This window comes from Aquimarina algicola (assembly GCF_006443095.1).
GTDB lineage: Bacteria > Bacteroidota > Bacteroidia > Flavobacteriales > Flavobacteriaceae > Aquimarina > Aquimarina algicola.
Genome location: NZ_VFWZ01000001.1, coordinates 723445 through 740611 on the forward strand (window position 1 = coordinate 723445; position 17167 = coordinate 740611).

Below are 17167 nucleotides of genomic sequence, written 5' to 3' on the forward strand. Positions count from 1 at the left end.
TACCAAAAAATAAGAAAATGAAAAAAATTATTCTATTTACAATATTATTAACCGCTTTTTGTAATACTTATGCCCAAACCTATCGGTTTACTTATAAGTTTACAGCAAGAGCAAACAGTGGTCCCGATTTTGGTTCAGGTACTACATATTCAGTTAAATATGCTAACGGCACATCAGAAGTTTTATATAATATAAATGCTAGCCATCCAAGGGTACAAAACCTAGTAGAAAATGTTGTTGTTGATTTATTAATATCCTCTCCAGTAATTGAGCTAAACATATTAAGGTACGGATATGTCACTTCAATGGGAGGTGGTTCACAAACAAGAAAATATAATTTAAGAAGTTGTTTAAAGCCTTCGACTCCACAAATAAGTGATCTTGGTATTACTACTAATTTGAATATCACTCAATATCCACTTGAGAACTTAAGATCTTTAAATACTTCTGTAGGTAACGAATTTCCTGAATGTCAATCTAAAACTTTTACAGCTTACAATAATTGTACTGAAAACATGGAATACTCAGTACATTATAAAACTTCAATAAGTGGTCCTGAAATACAACTAAAACCTTTTGGAAACCATGGTAGGCAATTTACTCTTAATGGATCAGATTTTACTGGTGTACGTACTAATTCTAATATCTTTATTTTTTTAAGATACTTAAATAATGATTCTTCTAGCAATAATACTTCTGATGCCATTATATTAAAATATGAGCCTTGTTCTCCAGAGCTAGATGGTCCAGTGGTTGATATTCAACCTTCTTGTAGCAATAGTATCAATACTACTGATAATAACAATGGTAGTTTTACAATCACTTTTGATAGAGAACTCGATGCTAGCAAACAAGAAAAAATGAACCTGCAAGTGTTTCGTCAAATTGGAACTTCTTTTGATGGATATGCCTCTAAAGTAATTCAAAAAAGTGATTTCTCAGGAAGATCTTATACATGGACTCCAAGAAATCTTCCCAGTGGAACTTATAAAATCTTTTGGCAAACCAAAAGTAATAATCAATCTTTTGATAATATCAATTCTGTACCTGATGCTTATGATGAAAGTAATCCATTTACTCTAACAACCCCTCCCATCCTATCTGTAACCGGCAATACTTCTCTTGTACAATGCGCAGGAGGTAATGATGGAAGTATTACCGCTGTGCCTTCTGGTGGAACGCCTCCCTATCAATATTCTATCGATAATGGAAGTAACTGGCAAACAAACACTCTCTTTTCCGGGCTTTCTAAAGGAGATTATACCTTATTAGTTCAAGATAGTAAAGGATGCCAAGTCAATAGTACGACAATTACTGTTGCTGAACGATTCATTTCTATACCTAATGTGATTAATTTACCACTTACCCAAAGTCCTACCTTAATTGATGGTAACAATGGAAGAATTGCAATATCAGTAACCGGCGGGTCGGGTAGTTATACCTCCTATCAATGGACCAAGGATGGAAACCCTTTCTCTCTCCCCTCGGGATCTACAAATACCAATTTAATTAACCTATTTGAAGGGATATACACAGTTACAGTAACTGACACAAATGGATGTGATTCTACAACTCAAACATTTATCTTAGAAGATCCTTTACCGATAGACATTAATATTAGAATGACACCTGATGTGGTAGATTGTTCTGATTCTAAAGTTAACCTCATTGCTAGCGCTACCGAAGGATATCTTAATCCAGGATCTGATTATACTTATCTTTGGAATGATGGAACTACTGAGCCTACACTTCTTAATGTAGGGATTGGAACCTATCAAGTTATAGTGACTGATGATGGCGGAAATACCCAAATACAAGAATTTAAAGTAGAAGGCCCTGAGGTGATTACGGTAACGACTTTTGATAAAAAAGAATTATCCTGTAGAAATGGTAGTGATGCTGGTATTAAAATAAATATTACCGGAGGAACAGGAACATACACAACTACTTGGGAAAATTTACAAGACCCTAGTTTCAGCACTACAGGAACTGAACTAAAAAATGTAAAAGCAGGACTGTACATATATCGTATTGTAGATCAAAATGGATGCTTGGCAACAAATATAGATACTCCTGTAGAGTTTGTAAACCCTCCACAATTTATTATCGACCTAGGAGAAGATCCTTTCTTTTGTGAAGGACAAATAGTAAATATATCAGCAGAAATACAAGATCCCGGAGCAGTATATAGTTGGACTTCTGATAATGGATTTACAAGTACTGACCCAGAAATAAATGTAGATCAAGAAGGTACATACACTGTAACTGTTACCAGTGGAAAAGGATGTGTTGCTCAAGATAGTATAGTGGTAAAAGAAACGATAAAAGAAATCAAAGCAGAGTTCTTATATGCTAATCAAGTATTTACAAATGAAAAATTTGTGATTATTGACGTGACATTCCCCATTCCCGATCAAATTAAGTGGATACTACCAAAAGAGGCTAATGTTATTACCCAAGATCAGGATCTTACTGAACTCTATTTCGAAAAACCTGGAGAGTACCAGATAACAATGATCGCAAAATTAGGAGACTGTCAGGATACTTATTCTCAAAAAGTACTCGTAATAGAAGGAGAAACAGCAAACAATCCAGAGGAAACTCAATTGGAACAATTAGTCAATATTAAACAATTTAAAGTATTCCCTAATCCTTCTAGTGGACAATTCAATATACAAATAGAGCTCAAAGAAGAAAAAGATATCAGCATCAAAATATTCAACCTTGCTGACAATTCATTAATCAATCAACAGAAACTTACTAAACAAAATAAGTATGATATCCCCTTTGATTTACAGGCAGCTTCAGGAGTATATGCAATAGTACTCGAAACCCCATATGGAAAAGAAATCAGAAAAATGATAATTAATTAATATTTAAGATAAAAAACTTCGATTCTTTAAATAAAATCGAAGTTTTTTATCTTAAATTAATCATATTTTCAAAATATTGGTACAATTCCCCTTTGGTGATTGTTCCCCCTTGTTGGATAAGCTTGAATTTGTCTAGATTTTTATCCTCTCCATACTCTTTAGTAGCATTATAGAAGACAACTTTATCATCCAAAAGATTATTTTGTAACCATTGATACCCTTCTTGTGTAGTGACATCAATATCTTCATCATTAACTTTTATAGCTATCAAATGCATTTGATCTTCTTGCAAATCAAATAAGTGAATTTGGCTTTTAGAAAAATGCTCTACAAACTGTGCATTAGTAAGCACTTTTTCCCATACTAAATCGCTAAATATATCAACCTCTTCTTCTGCTACCGATGGTTTATTAATCTTGATATCATTCCACTCGTCTGCAGTTATTGATTGTGTTGCCAAAAAGTTAATAAATTCAACATGTAGTTCTTCCAACTGCTCTTTACTTAATCTTTGATATTTCATCCTAAAAAAATTGACTGCAAAAGTACTTATAAAAGCGTATTCTTTTATGACTATTTATAAAAAAACCGTTTCTTAAGATTAAGAAACGGTTTCATTCTTATTTTAGTTCACTTTAATAAACTAGAAAATATATCGTAATCCTACTTGAGCTTGCCATCTAGATTGAAGACTTGAGTCATATCCAAATGTTCTTGTCAGATTAGGATCAAATGAGTAGATTGGAGTATTAGTAGTACTATCAACATCTACTCCTAAAACCTGAACATTATTAGGTTGTTGTACTAGTCCCCAGTCTGAATTAATCAAATTAGCAACATTAAGAATATCTACACTTAATTGAATAGTATTAATTCTTTCGCCCACATTAAAATTAAAATCTTGTAAAAACTTCATATCTATTCGACTTCTCCAAGGAGCTATAGCTCCATATCTTTCTGCATATCTTCCTCTATTCTCACTTAAATAATCATCTTGTTGTATATATGATTCAAATGCAGCTCTTTGAGCCTCTCTTTCGCTAGAAGATGCTCCACTAAAAGTATAAGTTGATAATTCTTCTTGAGTAGGAATATAAATTAAATCATTCAATACAGAACCGTCTCCATTAATATCACCAGCATATGTGTAATTAAACCTACCTCCTTGTGCAAATTCAGCAAAACCAGAAATAGTAGTTGCAAATTTGTCACTACCATAAGTCCATTTCTTTGAAGCTACAGCGATAATTCTATGTCTATCTCCATATCGTGAATAAGAAAGAACATCATTATTTACATTACCCAAAGCTGGGTTACCAGCAAATGCATCTCCTGTAATTTCTGCTTCTATAGAGTTTACATCTTTAGAATCTAAAAAACTGTAAGCAACACTGGCATATAAATCATTTTGAAAGTTTTTAGCAGCTTTGAATGAAGTATTAATCACTCTTCCCTTATTAGAATTTGTCAATACAAAAGCATTATTTGCTCCTCTATCTGATGGGCCATATATAGGTCTGTTATCTACACCTTCTAATGTTTGTGTTGGATTACGCAATCCCCAATTTTGCACATGAACTCCATTAATATCCTCTGTATATGCAAAATCACCTGTTAGAACTATACCATTCTTCAAGCGATAATCTACTCCAAAACTTGATCTCCATACTTGTGGAAACTGAAAATCTGGATCTACTATCTGAAAGAAACCATCGTCTGCCCCACTAACCTGATTACCTATCCACACAAAAGGTAGTCTTCCTGTAAAAATACCAGTCCCCCCCCTTATTTGGAATGTCTTATCTCCTCTAATATCATAATTAAAACCTAGTCTAGGAGATAATAATAATTTATCTGTAGGCAATACTGTAGAATCTAGATTAACTTCTTCTCCGGTAGATGGATCAAAATACACTGTACTATTATCTCTAGTTGCTCCATTATCAGTATCAATATATTTTTGAATCAATTCATCTGTATCAAAATATAACGGCTTATCTACACGAAGTCCATAACTAAACTTAAAACGTTCTGTAACATTCCATTCTTCTTGTATATAAAAGGCTAATTGTCCAACATTAAGTTCTGCCAGTTTCCAACCTCCGTCGTTACCTTCTCCTGCGGCATTTAAAGATTGAAATTGGTTTTGTGCAAATTGTAAATTATTTTGAAGTGATCCATCTGGATTGGCAGCATCATTTAAAAATTCTTGAACAGAAGAATATGCACCTAAGGTATCATCTCCGAATGGGATTGTAAAAGTACCAAAATACTCAGGAAAACGCTCAAAATTATCATATGCACCTAAATTAAATGAGTTCTTAAATCGAAACATTTCAAAAGAAGCTCCAACGGTTAGTGTATGATCTCCTAAAAATACATTAAGATTATTAGTCGCTTGGATTACTTTTTGATCTAACTTATTATTGATTGAAAATGGTTCATGACCTGCAATAATATAATTAGAACCTGCTCCGTCTTCAATTCTTATTATAGGGGCTGGAGAAGACAAAGGATTTCTAAAGTCATCAAAATGTGTATATCCCGCTTGAAATTTATTTGCAAGTTTGTTTGAGAAAGTAGAATTTACTTCTAACTGAAATGAATTAATATTATTATTAATCTCATATCCTGAATTTTCAAACTGTAATGTTGCTGCACTTGGACCTCGTATTCCTAATGCAGTTGGATGGGCTGGTGTTTCCTTAGAGGCTCTTAAGAAATTATATATAATAGCTGCTCTATGTTTATCATTGATGTTCCAATCAAGTTTAAAAATACCTTTAGTGGATTCAGAATCATAAGTAAATCCTTGATAAGCTCCTGTATTATACCCTAGATCACTCAACGCATTACTAACTGCTATTAAATCTGATTCTAAAACCCTAGATTCATTAATAACTCCACTACCTGTGTTTGGCAACCATGGTGCGCCCAAATCAGTCCGTTGATCTCTCTCAAAGTTGGCAAAGAAGAATAATTTATTTTTTACGATCGGTCCTCCAAAACTAATCCCGTATTGACTTTGTTCCAAATCACTTTTAAAAACATCATCTCCTCTTACCTTTCCCCCTGTTAAATCCTCATTTCTAAAAAAACCATAGGCAGTTCCTTTAAAAGTATTTGTACCACTTTTTGTAACTGCATTTACAGAAGCTCCCGTAAACCCAGATTGTGTAACATCATATGGAGCTGTCGATACTTGTATTTGATCAATTGCATCTAAAGAAATTGGTTGAGCATCAGTCTGTCCTCCCGGAGTTGCAGCATCTAAGCCAAATGGGTTATTAAAAATAGCCCCATCCAAGCTAAAATTATTAAATTGATCATTTCTTCCTCCAAAAGAATTACCGCTAGCCGTAGGTTCTAGTCGAGTAAAATCTGCAGCAGATCTAGATATTGTAGGCAATGTTTTTAATTCTCTCCTTCCAACACTTGTCTCTGCTCCTGTTCTTTCACTACTAAAGGTATTACTCTTGTTACTAGTTATCACAACCTCTTCTAATTGATTATCATCTTCAACTAAAATTGCGTTAACATTAAATGTTTGACCTAATTGAAGATAGACATCGTTTACAATTTGTTTTTGAAACCCTACATAACTTACTGTTATTTGATAAGGACCTCCTACCCGTAAATTATTTAAATTAAAACGACCATCAAAGTCAGTAACTCCACCGTAATTTGTGCCAGTAGGTTCATGTACTGCTGTAATATTAGCCCCGGGTAGTAGCTGGTTATTGTTATCATAAACCACCCCCGATATGTTTGCAGTTGTGATTTGCGCATTTACAAAGCTACTTATCAATACAAAGATTGATAAAAATATTAGTTTTTTCATTTAAAGATTGTAATGTTAATTATAAGTTAATTCAGCGTAAAATTAAAATAAAAAAATCGCTCAGAAGAGCGATTTTAATAAATATTATTTAATAGTTATTAACTATTTAATTTGCTTGTGGTACAACTTCAAAAGGTACAGAAACAATCACTTCTCTATGAAGACGAACTTTAGCTTCATATTGTCCCAGTCTCTTAATAGTTCCTCCGGGTACAGTTATAAACTTTTTCTCTATTTCAACATTTTGCTTTGCAAATGCTTCAGAAACGTCTGCATTAGATACAGAACCAAATAATTTATCACCAGTACCAACCTTTGCAGAAATCTTAAATTCAGCATCATTAAGTTTTTTACCTAATTTTTCTGCTTCTTCTACTTCTTTCTTTTCTTTAAAAGCACGCTGTTTTAATGTTTCAGCAAGCACTTTTTTTGCAGATGGTGTTGCCAAAACTGCAAATCCCTGAGGAATCAAATAGTTACGTCCATAACCATTTTTCACTTCTACTACATCGTCTGCGAATCCTAGATTCTCAACGTCTTTCTTTAATATAAGTTGCATAATGTTATGTCGATTTTATTTTAATAAATCACCTACATATGGCATAAGGGCAAGGTGTCTTGCTCTTTTAACTGCCACACTTACTTTACGTTGATACTTTAAAGAAGTTCCTGTTAAACGTCTAGGTAATAATTTACCTTGCTCGTTTACAAATGACATTAAGAAATCAGGATCTTTGTAGTCTATATACTTTATTCCAGACTTCTTGAAACGACAATACTTCTTATTTTTAGTAGTATCTATATTAAGAGGAGTAAGATATCTGATCTCTCCGTCTTTTTTTCCTTTAGCTTGTTGTTCTATAGATGACATAAATTAAGCTTTTTGTTTGTTTCTATTTCTTCTCTTTTCTGCCCAAGCGATTGCATGCTTATCAAGACGAACAGTAAGATATCTCATTACTCTTTCATCTCTTCTAAACTCTACTTCTAAAGTATTAATCGCCTCTCCTGGTACTTGATACTCAAAAAGGTGATAAAAACCACTTTTCTTGTGTTGGATGGCATAAGCAAGCTTTTTAAGCCCCCAATCTTCTTTTGATATCATCTTGGCACCGTTAGAAACAAGAATGTCTTCGTATTTCTTAACTGTTTCCTTTATCTGGTCTTCAGATAAAACGGGATTCAAGATGAAAACAGTTTCATAATGATTCATAAAAATCTAAATTTAAATTAAATTGGGTGCAAAAGTATAACTATTTTTTGGATTTTCAAACCCTTAAATTACTTCGATGAAACACTATTTTTATCGACAAAAAGCCATTTTTTTTTGTAGAAATAAGATATATTCACTAATATTGTAAAGGAATATTTAACATTATACGTGTGGAACAATCTCAATTAAAATGTGCGGTCGTAGACGATTCCCGCCTTCAGAGACTGGCTATTGTAAAGCTTATAGATGAACATTCTTCGCTAGAACTAGTGGCAGAATGGAACAATGCTATAGAAACTAAAAATGGATTACTTGATACTCAGGTAGATCTATTATTTTTAGATATTGAAATGCCTATCTTAACAGGTTTTGATCTTTTAGACGACCTAGAAAATAAGCCACATATTATATTTGTGACTGGTAAAACCAAGTATGCTTTTAAAGCTTTTGATTATGATGCTGTCGATTATTTAAGAAAGCCTCTTAAAAAAGACAGATTTAATGCGGCAGTCGAGAAAGCTTTAAGTATGTCTCGCTTGGGAACAGAAGCTGCTCCTGTTGAAGATGATGATTACATTTTTGTAAAGAGCAATCTTAAAAAACGAAAAATTTTCTTAAATCAATTAAAATATGTTGAGGCACTAGGAGATTATGTTAAATTAATTATGGAAGAAGGAGATCCTATTGTTGTGCTAGCAACAATGAAATCTTTTGAAGCGCAATTACCGAGCGATCGTTTTTTGAGAATTCACAAATCTTATATTATTAATCTTGATAAAGTTGAAAGATATAACAGTAGAAATATCGAGATAGCTGATGAGAAAATACCATTAAGTAGACATAAGAAACATTCTCTTATCGAAGCCTTAAATGGTTAGAAATTTTAGACTATAATTTTACAGAAATACTCATAATTCCACTTAAAAAAGTGGAATTTTTTTATTTAATAAATAAGACCTTTTAAAATGGGTCTACATTAATAATAATTCTAACACCCGAAAATTCTTTAATAGTACTAAATGTAGTATGAATTCTTCTTATAGCTTCTTTAGTTTTATGTAATGATTGACCTCTTGGTATTTTAACTATAATATTTTTATGATATTGATTGCGAATTCTAGAAATAAGTGGAAACTCCGGACCTAGTACATGATCGTGAAATACATTTCGTAATGATTTAGCAAACCAGTTTGTAGCTTCATTTACTCTATTATAATCCTTATGCTTTCCAGTAATTTTTATGATTTTATAAAAGGGAGGATATTTATATTGATGACGTTCTTCTATTTGATCTTTATACATCCCCAAATAATCATTTACAGAAACTTGTTGAAGAATCTGATGAAAAGGATTATATGTCTGTATTAGCACTTTTCCTCTTTTATTTGTCCTACCCGCCCTTCCTGCAACTTGTTGCATTAAATGAAAACTTCGTTCGTGAGCTCTAAAATCAGGGAAATTAAGTAAATTATCTGCATTAAGCACGCCTACTAAACTTACATTTCTAAAATCTAATCCTTTTGAAAGCATTTGCGTGCCCACCATTATATCTATTTCTCCTTCTTCAAATCTGTTGATCAGTTTTTCGTATCCATGTTTTCCTCGTGTCGTATCTTGATCCATTCTTCCGATAGTATGATCAGGAAACAATTCTTGAAGTTCTTTTTCTATCTGTTCTGTTCCAAAACCTTTGGTATTGAGATCAACACTTCCGCATGCCATACATTTTTGCATCATTGCTATATGATAGCCGCAATAATGACATCTAAGTTGATTTTTATAATGATGAAACGTTAAGCTCACATCACAATTTGGACATTGAGGAGAATGACCACAGGTATTACACTCAACAACAGGAGAATACCCTCTTCTATTCTGAAATAATATTATTTGTTCTCCTTCTTTAAGAGTATTTTGCATTTGTAACAATAAAGTATCACTAAAATGACCTGTCATTTCTTTTTTACGATACTTTGTTTTGATATCTACAAGATTTATTTCTGGCATTAAAACACCTCCAAAACGTCTTGTTAGTTCAGCAAAACCATACTTCTTTTGCTTGACATTATAATATGTTTCTAGTGATGGTGTAGCCGATCCCAGCAGAACTTTTGCTTCAAACATTTTGGCGAGTACTATTGCAGTATCTCTTGCATGATATCTAGGTGCAGGATCATATTGTTTAAATGTATTTTCATGTTCTTCATCTACGATAATTAATCCTAAATTTGAAAAAGGTAAAAATATGGCTGACCTTGCTCCTATTATAATCTGTGCTTTTGTCTTATTGTTCAAGACATTGTACCAAGCTTCTACTCTCTCGTTGACTGAATACTTTGAATGAAAAACAGTCAATTTGTCTTTAAAATAATTCTGAAGTCTTGTAATAAGCTGAGTAGTCAATGCTATTTCTGGTAAGAGATATAGTATTTGTTTTCCTTCTTGCAGCGTTTCTTCTATAAATTTAGTATAAACCTCTGTTTTACCAGAAGAAGTAACTCCATGTAGTAAACACACATCTTTTTCACGAAACTGTTCTTTTAATGTATGATAAGAATTAAGTTGATATTGATTAAGTTCTTTGCTATTTTCTACTGCTTCTCCTTCATTATCAATTCGATCTTTTTGTAAATAATATTCTTGTAATATATCTTTTTGGATAAGTGCTTTTAGAATAGAAGCATTAGAATTAGCAGTTTTTAATAAATCACTAACTTTTATTGGTTTAGAGTTTTGCGCTTGAAGTGTAAACAGGTGCATCAATAACTCTCTTTGCTTTGGGGCACGCTTCATATCTTGTAATACAGTTTGCAATTTTTCTTCAATTGCAAATTCTGGATGTAGTTTTACAAATCTTACAACTTTGGGTTTGTATTGTTCGTAGATTTCTTCTTGTACTGTAATGATTTCTTTTTCTAATAATCTTTTTATTACAGGAAGTACATTTTTTTTACTCACAATATTCATTATCTCTTGTATACGGAGTAAACTTTGATGTTGTAGCGCTTCATACACTAAAAATTCATCATCTTTTAATGATACATCATCTACTACATTATCTATATTTCTTTGAATGATCGTTTCACTTTCGAGTAAAAAGGCTCCTGGTAGTGCCGCACGCATAACTTCTCCCAGCGTACACATATAATAAGAAGCTATCCATGACCAAAGTTGTAATTGAGATTTTGTTACTATTGATTTTTCATCGAGAATATGCTCTATTTCTTTTGCTTCATAAACCAAAGGAGGGTTTTGATGTATAGAAGTTACCAGAGCGGCATAAATTTTACTTTTGCCGAACTGTACGGCAACTCTCATTCCTGTCTTAATAAAAGAAGCTTCTGTTTTGTTAATACGATACGTAAACTCTTTATCAAGCGGAATAGGAAGAATTACATTTATAAAGTATGACATCAATAAAAACTAGTATATCAACAAAAATACAAGTTTAACTTTTATCTTATAAAATAAATATCCTGGTTTTGCAGCAAACAAAACCAGGATATAAAGAAAATTTATTATTTATTATTTGCTTACTCCGAGCATTCCTCCTTTTATGATCTCACAAGCAGGTTCGTTACCTAACCAAATTTTAAATAAAGCATACTTAAAGTCACGACCTTTTATAAAACCTAATTCTTTTCCGTTTTTATAGGTTTTAACACCCTTTCCTTTAAGATATACTAAATCATAGAAATCATTAACTAACATTGGCGAATCAAAAAGTTTAAGAAAATCTTCTATTCTTGCGTCTAGACTTTGTGTATTACCAAACATCGCGTCATCAAAACCTTTTCTGAAAACTTTGATCATTCTCTCATTAGTCACTTTTTTTGAAGCTATATTTAGTCTAATCGCCATAGTTTCATCAGATTCTAAAACTTTTTTATCACTATTATATTTATTTTGTGTGTACAAAGCTCCAGAATATGTTTTAAATGAAAGTACTTTTCTCATCGCACCCCCATTAAAAGATAATTCTTCTCCATCAAAGGATAGTTTTTCAGGAACCACAATATTACCGATTCGTATTTGGGCAGTTACTGTAATACTAAAAACAAAGAATATCAGTAGGGTAGTTATTTTTTTCATGGTATAGTTTTTTATAATTACAACTATTTAGTTCTATAATTTTAGAAAAACTAACACTAAAGAAATGTTAAAATACTTTTTTTAGCAATTTTATTGAATTTAAACTCTAATCCATTTTTGCGTTCTGTATAAGAATGCTATGTATCCTCTTACATTCAAAGTATTAGGATCATCTTCATCAACCCAAATTTTACAGCGATATACTTTTCCATTTTCGGGATCTGTAATAGTACCATCTTCATATTCATCTCCATCTTTTTCTAGTCCTTTAATAATTACAAGACCTTCTATTGGTTTATTATGATCTGCGCCTTTACATTCTTCACAAAGTCTTTTTCTTCTCTCTTCATTTAATATACGTTCTATTTTCCCATATATCTTATTCCCTTCTTTATAGATTTTCACTATTGATTTTGCTTCTCCAGTATTGTCGTCTATTGTTTTCCATTTACCAATAACTTCTTGTTGTGCATTTGTTATTCCCGAAATTAAAAATGCAGCAATCAATAAAATTCTCAAAATAATCATAGTTTTAATAATTAATATTTAATGTTATCAATATATAAAAATAAAATTAATAAAAAAGCTATCTAATTATTTTAGATAGCTTAATCAATTATTAAAATAATGATAATTTCTTACTGTATTCCTAGCATACCTTTCTTAACAGCCTCGCTAGCAGGTTCTTCACCAAGCCAAACTTTGAATAATGCGTATTTAAAATCACGTCCTTCAATTATTCCTAATTCTTTTTGATTTTTATAAACTTTTACACCTTTATCTTTAATATATACCAAATCAAAAATATCGTTTTTTACGATTGGCTCAGAAAGTAATGTTGTTATTTTCTTAATTCTATCTTGCAAAGGCTTTGTATTCCCAAAAGTAGCTCTTTCAAAACCTTCATTAATTGCTTTAATTAATTTTTTTTGTGTAACAAATGCTGAAACTATATTTAGTTTTATAGCCATTGTTTCATTTGCTTCTAATATTTTCTTAGGATCATTGTTTTTATTTTGTAAATAAAGTCCCCCTGCATACAAATCTACCCAGAGCATTTCTCTTAATCCAGCCCCATTCAACTTTAATTCAACATTATCAAATTTCTCTTCATAAGGTAAAATAGCTTTACCTATCCTAATTTGTGCAGTAGCGGTAGATAAGCATATAAATGCTACTAATGCTAAAGTAATTTTTTTCATTTTAGATACTGTTTATAATTACATTTAATACTTACAATTTTGCTTCGCAAATATGGTTATTTTTATTATGCATACATAACAAAAAGCAAAAAGTCGTCAAAAATACAATTTTAAACGACTAAAAACATATTTTTGAACAAAAAAAACGAAAATTACGTTAAATTTAACATAAATAAGTTTATCCGAATTAAATGAATCCTAATAACCTCTATTGTTTTTTGATTTTATAACAAAAATAGTACAAGAATTTTTATAATACATTAATAATCAACTTTTTTTATGCTCTAAACTGTTTTCTAAGTTGATTTAAAGAAGCATTAAGTTCAAAACCCAACAACAATAAATTAGCATTGATCCAAATGTAAAGCATAAGAATGAGTACCGCTCCAATAGAACCATATAATTTATTATAGTTTGAAAAGTTGTCAATATAAATACCAAAAAGATAGGTTGTAACAATAATTAATAAGGTCGTCATGATTGCTCCAGGAGAGAAGAATTTATTCTGTTTACCTTCTGAAGTTCCAAAATAAAATAGAGTAGATACGATAACAAATATCATGAATACAAATAATGCGTATTTACCAAAAGTTAGCCAAAACAATGTATCATCTACAACTCCTATCTTATTTAAATCATCTACCAAATATGAAAAATAGAGGGTTCCAATTACGGTAATGAGTAATAATATTGCTACTATAATAGATACACCTAATGCAACTACATACTGACGCATAAAATTTCTATTAAGTGATACATGGTATGAATATTCAAAACCTGAAAAAACAGCATTTATGCCATTTGTCATAAAAAAGATAGAAAGTATAAAAACTGTTGATAATAAGCCTCCTCTTGGATTAGATGCAATATCTTTAAAAATTTCTGAGAAAAAATTAGTGGATTGTTTTGGTAAAGCTCCATAAATAAATTCAAAAAAATTGTCTTCAAAACCCTCAATTGGCACATATGGGATAAGATTAAGAAGAAATAATAATGACGGAAATAAAGAAAGAAAGAAACTCCATGAAATTGAACTAGCCCTTGCAGAGAAGGTTCCTTCTATAATTCCTATTACATAAATCTCTAAAAGATCATATATTGACAATCCTTCAAAACCAGGAAGAATAAGTTTTTTACCTATTTTGACCAAAAGATTGATAATAGGAATTTTATTGAGCTTATCTTCTATGATTTTTGACATATTATTCTACAGCTTTCAAACTCAAATCCAAATTATACACAGAGTGTGTTAATGCGCCACTACTGATATAATTTACTCCACATTCTGCATATTTTCTAATCGTTGTTTCATTAATCCCTCCACTGGATTCTGTAAGACATTGATCTCCAATCAATGCTACTGCTTCTCTTGTATCAGCATAATTAAAATTATCAATTAGTATTCTATATACTCCTGTTGAATTGAGGATTTCTTTTATTTCATTCAAATCACGAGCTTCAACAATAATTTTAAGGTCTAGATCATGTTCTGCAATATATTTTTTAGTTTTTTCTATTGCTTTCGTTATTCCTCCGGCAAAATCAATATGATTGTCTTTAAGCATAATCATATCGTATAATGCAAATCGATGATTCTCTCCTCCTCCAATTTTTACTGCCCATTTTTCTAGTGCTCTAATCCCTGGAGTAGTTTTTCTCGTATCCAGAACTTTTGTATTCGTTCCTTCTAATAATTTAACAAATTGATTTGTTTTTGTAGCAATAGCGCTCATTCTTTGCATTGCATTAAGCACAAGTCGTTCTGCTTTAAGTATAGATTGAGAATTTCCTGAAACATAAAAAGCGATATCTCCATTTTTTATTGTAGCTCCATCTGCCAAAATTTGTTCTATTTGTAAATCCGGATCAACAAAATTAAATACCTTTTTTGCAAACATTACTCCTGCCAAAATTCCTTCATCTTTTACTAATAATTTGGCTTTTCCCTCTGCTGATTTTGGGATACAAGCCAAAGAACTATGATCGCCATCACCTATATCTTCTCGGATCGCATTTGCAATTATTAAATCAATTTCTTTATCAAATTGAGCTTTTGTTATCATATCGAATGGTTATTTTTGCTAATGTAAAAAAAGAAGACGTAAGTATAAAGCAAGATAGATAAGGTATTTTTAACCTTTTTGTATTTTGACATTCAAAATACACTGATCATCAGCCTAAAATCAAAATAATTCACGTTACATGAACATTAAACTTATCGTAATTGGCAAAACGGATCAAAAAGCACTAGAAGAGCTTATCAATAACTATATCAAAAGATTACAATTCTATATCAAATTTAATTTAGAAACGATACCTGATATCAAAAATGTAAAACACTTGAGTGAAGCTCAACAGAAAGAAAAAGAAGGCAAACTTATTTTAAGTCATGTTGATACTGCCGATCAGTTAATCTTATTAGACGAAAATGGCAAACAATATAACTCAATTGATTTTTCGACTCTACTACAGAAATATATGAATAGTGGGGTCAAACAATTAGTTTTTGCTATAGGAGGCCCATATGGATTTAGCGAAGATGTGTATCAAAGAGCAAATACTAAACTTTCGCTATCAAAAATGACATTTTCGCATCAAATGGTTCGCTTATTTTTTGTTGAACAATTGTATAGAGGATTTACTATTTTAAAAAATGAGCCTTATCATCATAGATAAAAGAGTTTACCATTAAATATTGATTAGAATCAGTCATTATCCATTTTATTAGAAGTTAATACCTTTAAACCTTCTACATATTTTTTAAAATTTTCAATATCTACTTCTGAAGCTATTCTTTTATCAATTTCGAGTTTTACAACATTATCTTTTAGCATGATTTGAGATATCTTTTTATCCAAATCTCCTTTAAACCATAAGAATGTATTGGTATTAATATTTATGAATTGGTAGCCAGGTTGGTTCTCCAGATAAGATTTGACTTCATCATTCATGTCTTTCATAAATTTGACTTTAACTTTAAAAGTATCATCTGTATCTATCACAATAAATGATCGAAAGTAATTTTCTTTATTAAGAGTGGTATCTTTAGCTTGCCCACTAAGTGTTAGCAATCCAAAAATTAAACTTATTGCTACGGTGATCAACGTTTTCATAATAATCTGTTTTTTAATTTAATTTTGATACCGAAGTTTGAAATTGGTACTTTCTCATTAAGACAATTCCATAAATAAGACAAGGCAATACTATAATCAAAATAGCTATAGTATTGATTAAAGAACTTTCTTCTACTACTTTATTAAGATCAAATGGAACGCCAATTTGATCATATTTTGCTGCAAAATCTATACATGCGTGTAGTAATGCAATAGCATACATATTTTTGGTTCTCAACAAAATAGTTCCAAACATAACACCTATAAATGTTGCAAAGCCAATCTGGCCAAGTTCCCCATAAATCCCTTTATTGAAATTTAACAAGTGTAATAGCCCAAATATTAGTGAAGAAACAAAAACAGCTATGAATATATTTTTTTTTGTTTTTGAAGTATTTTTAATTAAGTATGATTGTAGAAAACCTCTTAGCAATAACTCTTCAGAAAAGCCTATGGATAATGTATAAATTAAAAATAATACAAACTCAAAAGCGGTGTACGAAGAAATATCTTCTAAATTAAACACATTAAAAACTACTAGATACAATGGGAAAATTAATAGTAACCAATTACTGTATTTTAAGTTTCCGAGGCCTGCTAGGTTTTTAAGTTTAAATTTTCTAATTAAAAGCAGTGCCAATGTGATAAGCAATACATTGAAAATAATTTGAAAACTTATACCGGAAACATAAGAATTAATTCCATGATCAAACAGATTTTGTTTTAAAAATTCTCTAGCATACAAAAGAATTGACAATAAAATAATAAATAAGGTGACGACTAAAAATCGATTTTTAGCTACTTTCATAATGTTCGTTTTTTGATTGTGATTG

16 protein-coding genes are annotated in these 17167 nt (G+C 31.0%); 3 read left to right on the forward strand and 13 right to left on the reverse strand.

The window, feature by feature from the left end; all coding sequences use genetic code 11:
* Positions 1-17: 17 nt before the first annotated feature.
* Entirely contained in the window at positions 18-2873 is a 2856-nt protein-coding gene (locus tag FHK87_RS03245) for a T9SS type A sorting domain-containing protein (protein ID WP_140589706.1), read from the forward strand.
* 46 nt (positions 2874-2919) lie between these two features.
* On the opposite strand, the gene FHK87_RS03250 is transcribed toward FHK87_RS03245, so the two are convergent.
* The 5 genes from FHK87_RS03250 to rpsF all read right to left on the reverse strand — a co-directional run bounded on the left by FHK87_RS03250 (position 2920) and on the right by rpsF (position 7927).
* On the reverse strand, positions 2920-3396 hold the full coding sequence (locus FHK87_RS03250) for a DUF6495 family protein (RefSeq protein WP_140589709.1): 477 nt from the start codon (positions 3394-3396) through the stop codon (positions 2920-2922).
* Between the two features lie 120 nt (positions 3397-3516).
* On the reverse strand, positions 3517-6714 hold the full coding sequence (locus FHK87_RS03255; RefSeq protein WP_140589711.1) for a TonB-dependent receptor: 3198 nt from the start codon (positions 6712-6714) through the stop codon (positions 3517-3519).
* A 106-nt stretch (positions 6715-6820) separates the two neighbouring features.
* A complete protein-coding gene (rplI, locus tag FHK87_RS03260) occupies positions 6821-7273 on the reverse strand; it encodes a 50S ribosomal protein L9 (protein WP_140589712.1) in 453 nt (150 codons plus the stop codon).
* 15 nt (positions 7274-7288) lie between these two features.
* Positions 7289-7585, reverse strand: a complete 297-nt coding sequence (rpsR, locus tag FHK87_RS03265; RefSeq protein ID WP_140589714.1) for a 30S ribosomal protein S18 — start codon at positions 7583-7585, stop codon at positions 7289-7291.
* A 3-nt stretch (positions 7586-7588) separates the two neighbouring features.
* Positions 7589-7927 (reverse strand): 30S ribosomal protein S6, encoded by a 339-nt coding sequence (gene rpsF / locus FHK87_RS03270; protein WP_140589716.1) that lies wholly within the window; start codon positions 7925-7927, stop codon positions 7589-7591.
* Positions 7928-8097: 170 nt separating this feature from the next.
* Between rpsF and FHK87_RS03275 the strand changes: the two genes are divergently transcribed.
* On the forward strand, positions 8098-8805 hold the full coding sequence (locus FHK87_RS03275) for a LytR/AlgR family response regulator transcription factor (RefSeq protein WP_140589718.1): 708 nt from the start codon (positions 8098-8100) through the stop codon (positions 8803-8805).
* An 82-nt stretch (positions 8806-8887) separates the two neighbouring features.
* Here the strand turns inward: FHK87_RS03275 and priA are convergent, their stop codons facing one another.
* From priA to nadC, 6 genes are all read right to left on the reverse strand, one after another.
* Positions 8888-11341 carry a replication restart helicase PriA gene (gene priA / locus FHK87_RS03280; RefSeq protein ID WP_140589720.1) on the reverse strand — a complete coding sequence of 818 codons (2454 nt, stop codon included), beginning with the start codon at positions 11339-11341 and terminating at the stop codon, positions 8888-8890.
* Between the two features lie 111 nt (positions 11342-11452).
* Positions 11453-12019 (reverse strand): chalcone isomerase family protein, encoded by a 567-nt coding sequence (locus tag FHK87_RS03285; RefSeq protein ID WP_140589722.1) that lies wholly within the window; start codon positions 12017-12019, stop codon positions 11453-11455.
* A gap of 99 nt (positions 12020-12118) precedes the next feature.
* Positions 12119-12547 carry a DUF2147 domain-containing protein gene (locus FHK87_RS03290; RefSeq protein WP_140589724.1) on the reverse strand — a complete coding sequence of 143 codons (429 nt, stop codon included), beginning with the start codon at positions 12545-12547 and terminating at the stop codon, positions 12119-12121.
* A 110-nt stretch (positions 12548-12657) separates the two neighbouring features.
* Positions 12658-13221, reverse strand: a complete 564-nt coding sequence (locus FHK87_RS03295; protein WP_140589726.1) for a chalcone isomerase family protein — start codon at positions 13219-13221, stop codon at positions 12658-12660.
* Positions 13222-13498: 277 nt separating this feature from the next.
* The gene (locus FHK87_RS03300; RefSeq protein WP_140589729.1) at positions 13499-14422 is read right to left on the reverse strand and encodes a YihY/virulence factor BrkB family protein; all 924 of its coding nucleotides are present in this window, start codon (positions 14420-14422) and stop codon (positions 13499-13501) included.
* Position 14423: 1 nt separating this feature from the next.
* A complete protein-coding gene (gene nadC / locus FHK87_RS03305) occupies positions 14424-15284 on the reverse strand; it encodes a carboxylating nicotinate-nucleotide diphosphorylase (protein ID WP_140589731.1) in 861 nt (286 codons plus the stop codon).
* A 139-nt stretch (positions 15285-15423) separates the two neighbouring features.
* On the opposite strand from nadC, the gene rlmH reads away from it, so the two are divergent.
* Positions 15424-15897, forward strand: a complete 474-nt coding sequence (gene rlmH, locus FHK87_RS03310; RefSeq protein ID WP_140589734.1) for a 23S rRNA (pseudouridine(1915)-N(3))-methyltransferase RlmH — start codon at positions 15424-15426, stop codon at positions 15895-15897.
* A gap of 29 nt (positions 15898-15926) precedes the next feature.
* On the opposite strand, the gene FHK87_RS03315 is transcribed toward rlmH, so the two are convergent.
* Positions 15927-16334, reverse strand: a complete 408-nt coding sequence (locus FHK87_RS03315) for a hypothetical protein (RefSeq protein ID WP_140589736.1) — start codon at positions 16332-16334, stop codon at positions 15927-15929.
* A 13-nt stretch (positions 16335-16347) separates the two neighbouring features.
* Positions 16348-17142, reverse strand: a complete 795-nt coding sequence (locus FHK87_RS03320) for a CPBP family intramembrane glutamic endopeptidase (protein WP_140589738.1) — start codon at positions 17140-17142, stop codon at positions 16348-16350.
* Positions 17143-17167 lie beyond the last annotated feature (25 nt).

Excerpts from the sequence above, each read along its gene's own strand:
- FHK87_RS03245 (WP_140589706.1), top strand. The coding sequence starts at position 18 with ATGAAAAAAATTATTCTATTTACAATATTATTAACCGCTTTTTGTAAT.
- FHK87_RS03250 (WP_140589709.1), bottom strand. The coding sequence starts at position 3,396 with ATGAAATATCAAAGATTAAGTAAAGAGCAGTTGGAAGAACTACATGTT.
- FHK87_RS03255 (WP_140589711.1), bottom strand. The coding sequence starts at position 6,714 with ATGAAAAAACTAATATTTTTATCAATCTTTGTATTGATAAGTAGCTTT.
- rplI (WP_140589712.1), bottom strand. The coding sequence starts at position 7,273 with ATGCAACTTATATTAAAGAAAGACGTTGAGAATCTAGGATTCGCAGAC.
- rpsR (WP_140589714.1), bottom strand. The coding sequence starts at position 7,585 with ATGTCATCTATAGAACAACAAGCTAAAGGAAAAAAAGACGGAGAGATC.
- rpsF (WP_140589716.1), bottom strand. The coding sequence starts at position 7,927 with ATGAATCATTATGAAACTGTTTTCATCTTGAATCCCGTTTTATCTGAA.
- priA (WP_140589720.1), bottom strand. The coding sequence starts at position 11,341 with ATGTCATACTTTATAAATGTAATTCTTCCTATTCCGCTTGATAAAGAG.
- FHK87_RS03285 (WP_140589722.1), bottom strand. The coding sequence starts at position 12,019 with ATGAAAAAAATAACTACCCTACTGATATTCTTTGTTTTTAGTATTACA.
- FHK87_RS03290 (WP_140589724.1), bottom strand. The coding sequence starts at position 12,547 with ATGATTATTTTGAGAATTTTATTGATTGCTGCATTTTTAATTTCGGGA.
- FHK87_RS03295 (WP_140589726.1), bottom strand. The coding sequence starts at position 13,221 with ATGAAAAAAATTACTTTAGCATTAGTAGCATTTATATGCTTATCTACC.
- FHK87_RS03300 (WP_140589729.1), bottom strand. The coding sequence starts at position 14,422 with ATGTCAAAAATCATAGAAGATAAGCTCAATAAAATTCCTATTATCAAT.
- nadC (WP_140589731.1), bottom strand. The coding sequence starts at position 15,284 with ATGATAACAAAAGCTCAATTTGATAAAGAAATTGATTTAATAATTGCA.
- rlmH (WP_140589734.1), top strand. The coding sequence starts at position 15,424 with ATGAACATTAAACTTATCGTAATTGGCAAAACGGATCAAAAAGCACTA.
- FHK87_RS03315 (WP_140589736.1), bottom strand. The coding sequence starts at position 16,334 with ATGAAAACGTTGATCACCGTAGCAATAAGTTTAATTTTTGGATTGCTA.
- FHK87_RS03320 (WP_140589738.1), bottom strand. The coding sequence starts at position 17,142 with ATGAAAGTAGCTAAAAATCGATTTTTAGTCGTCACCTTATTTATTATT.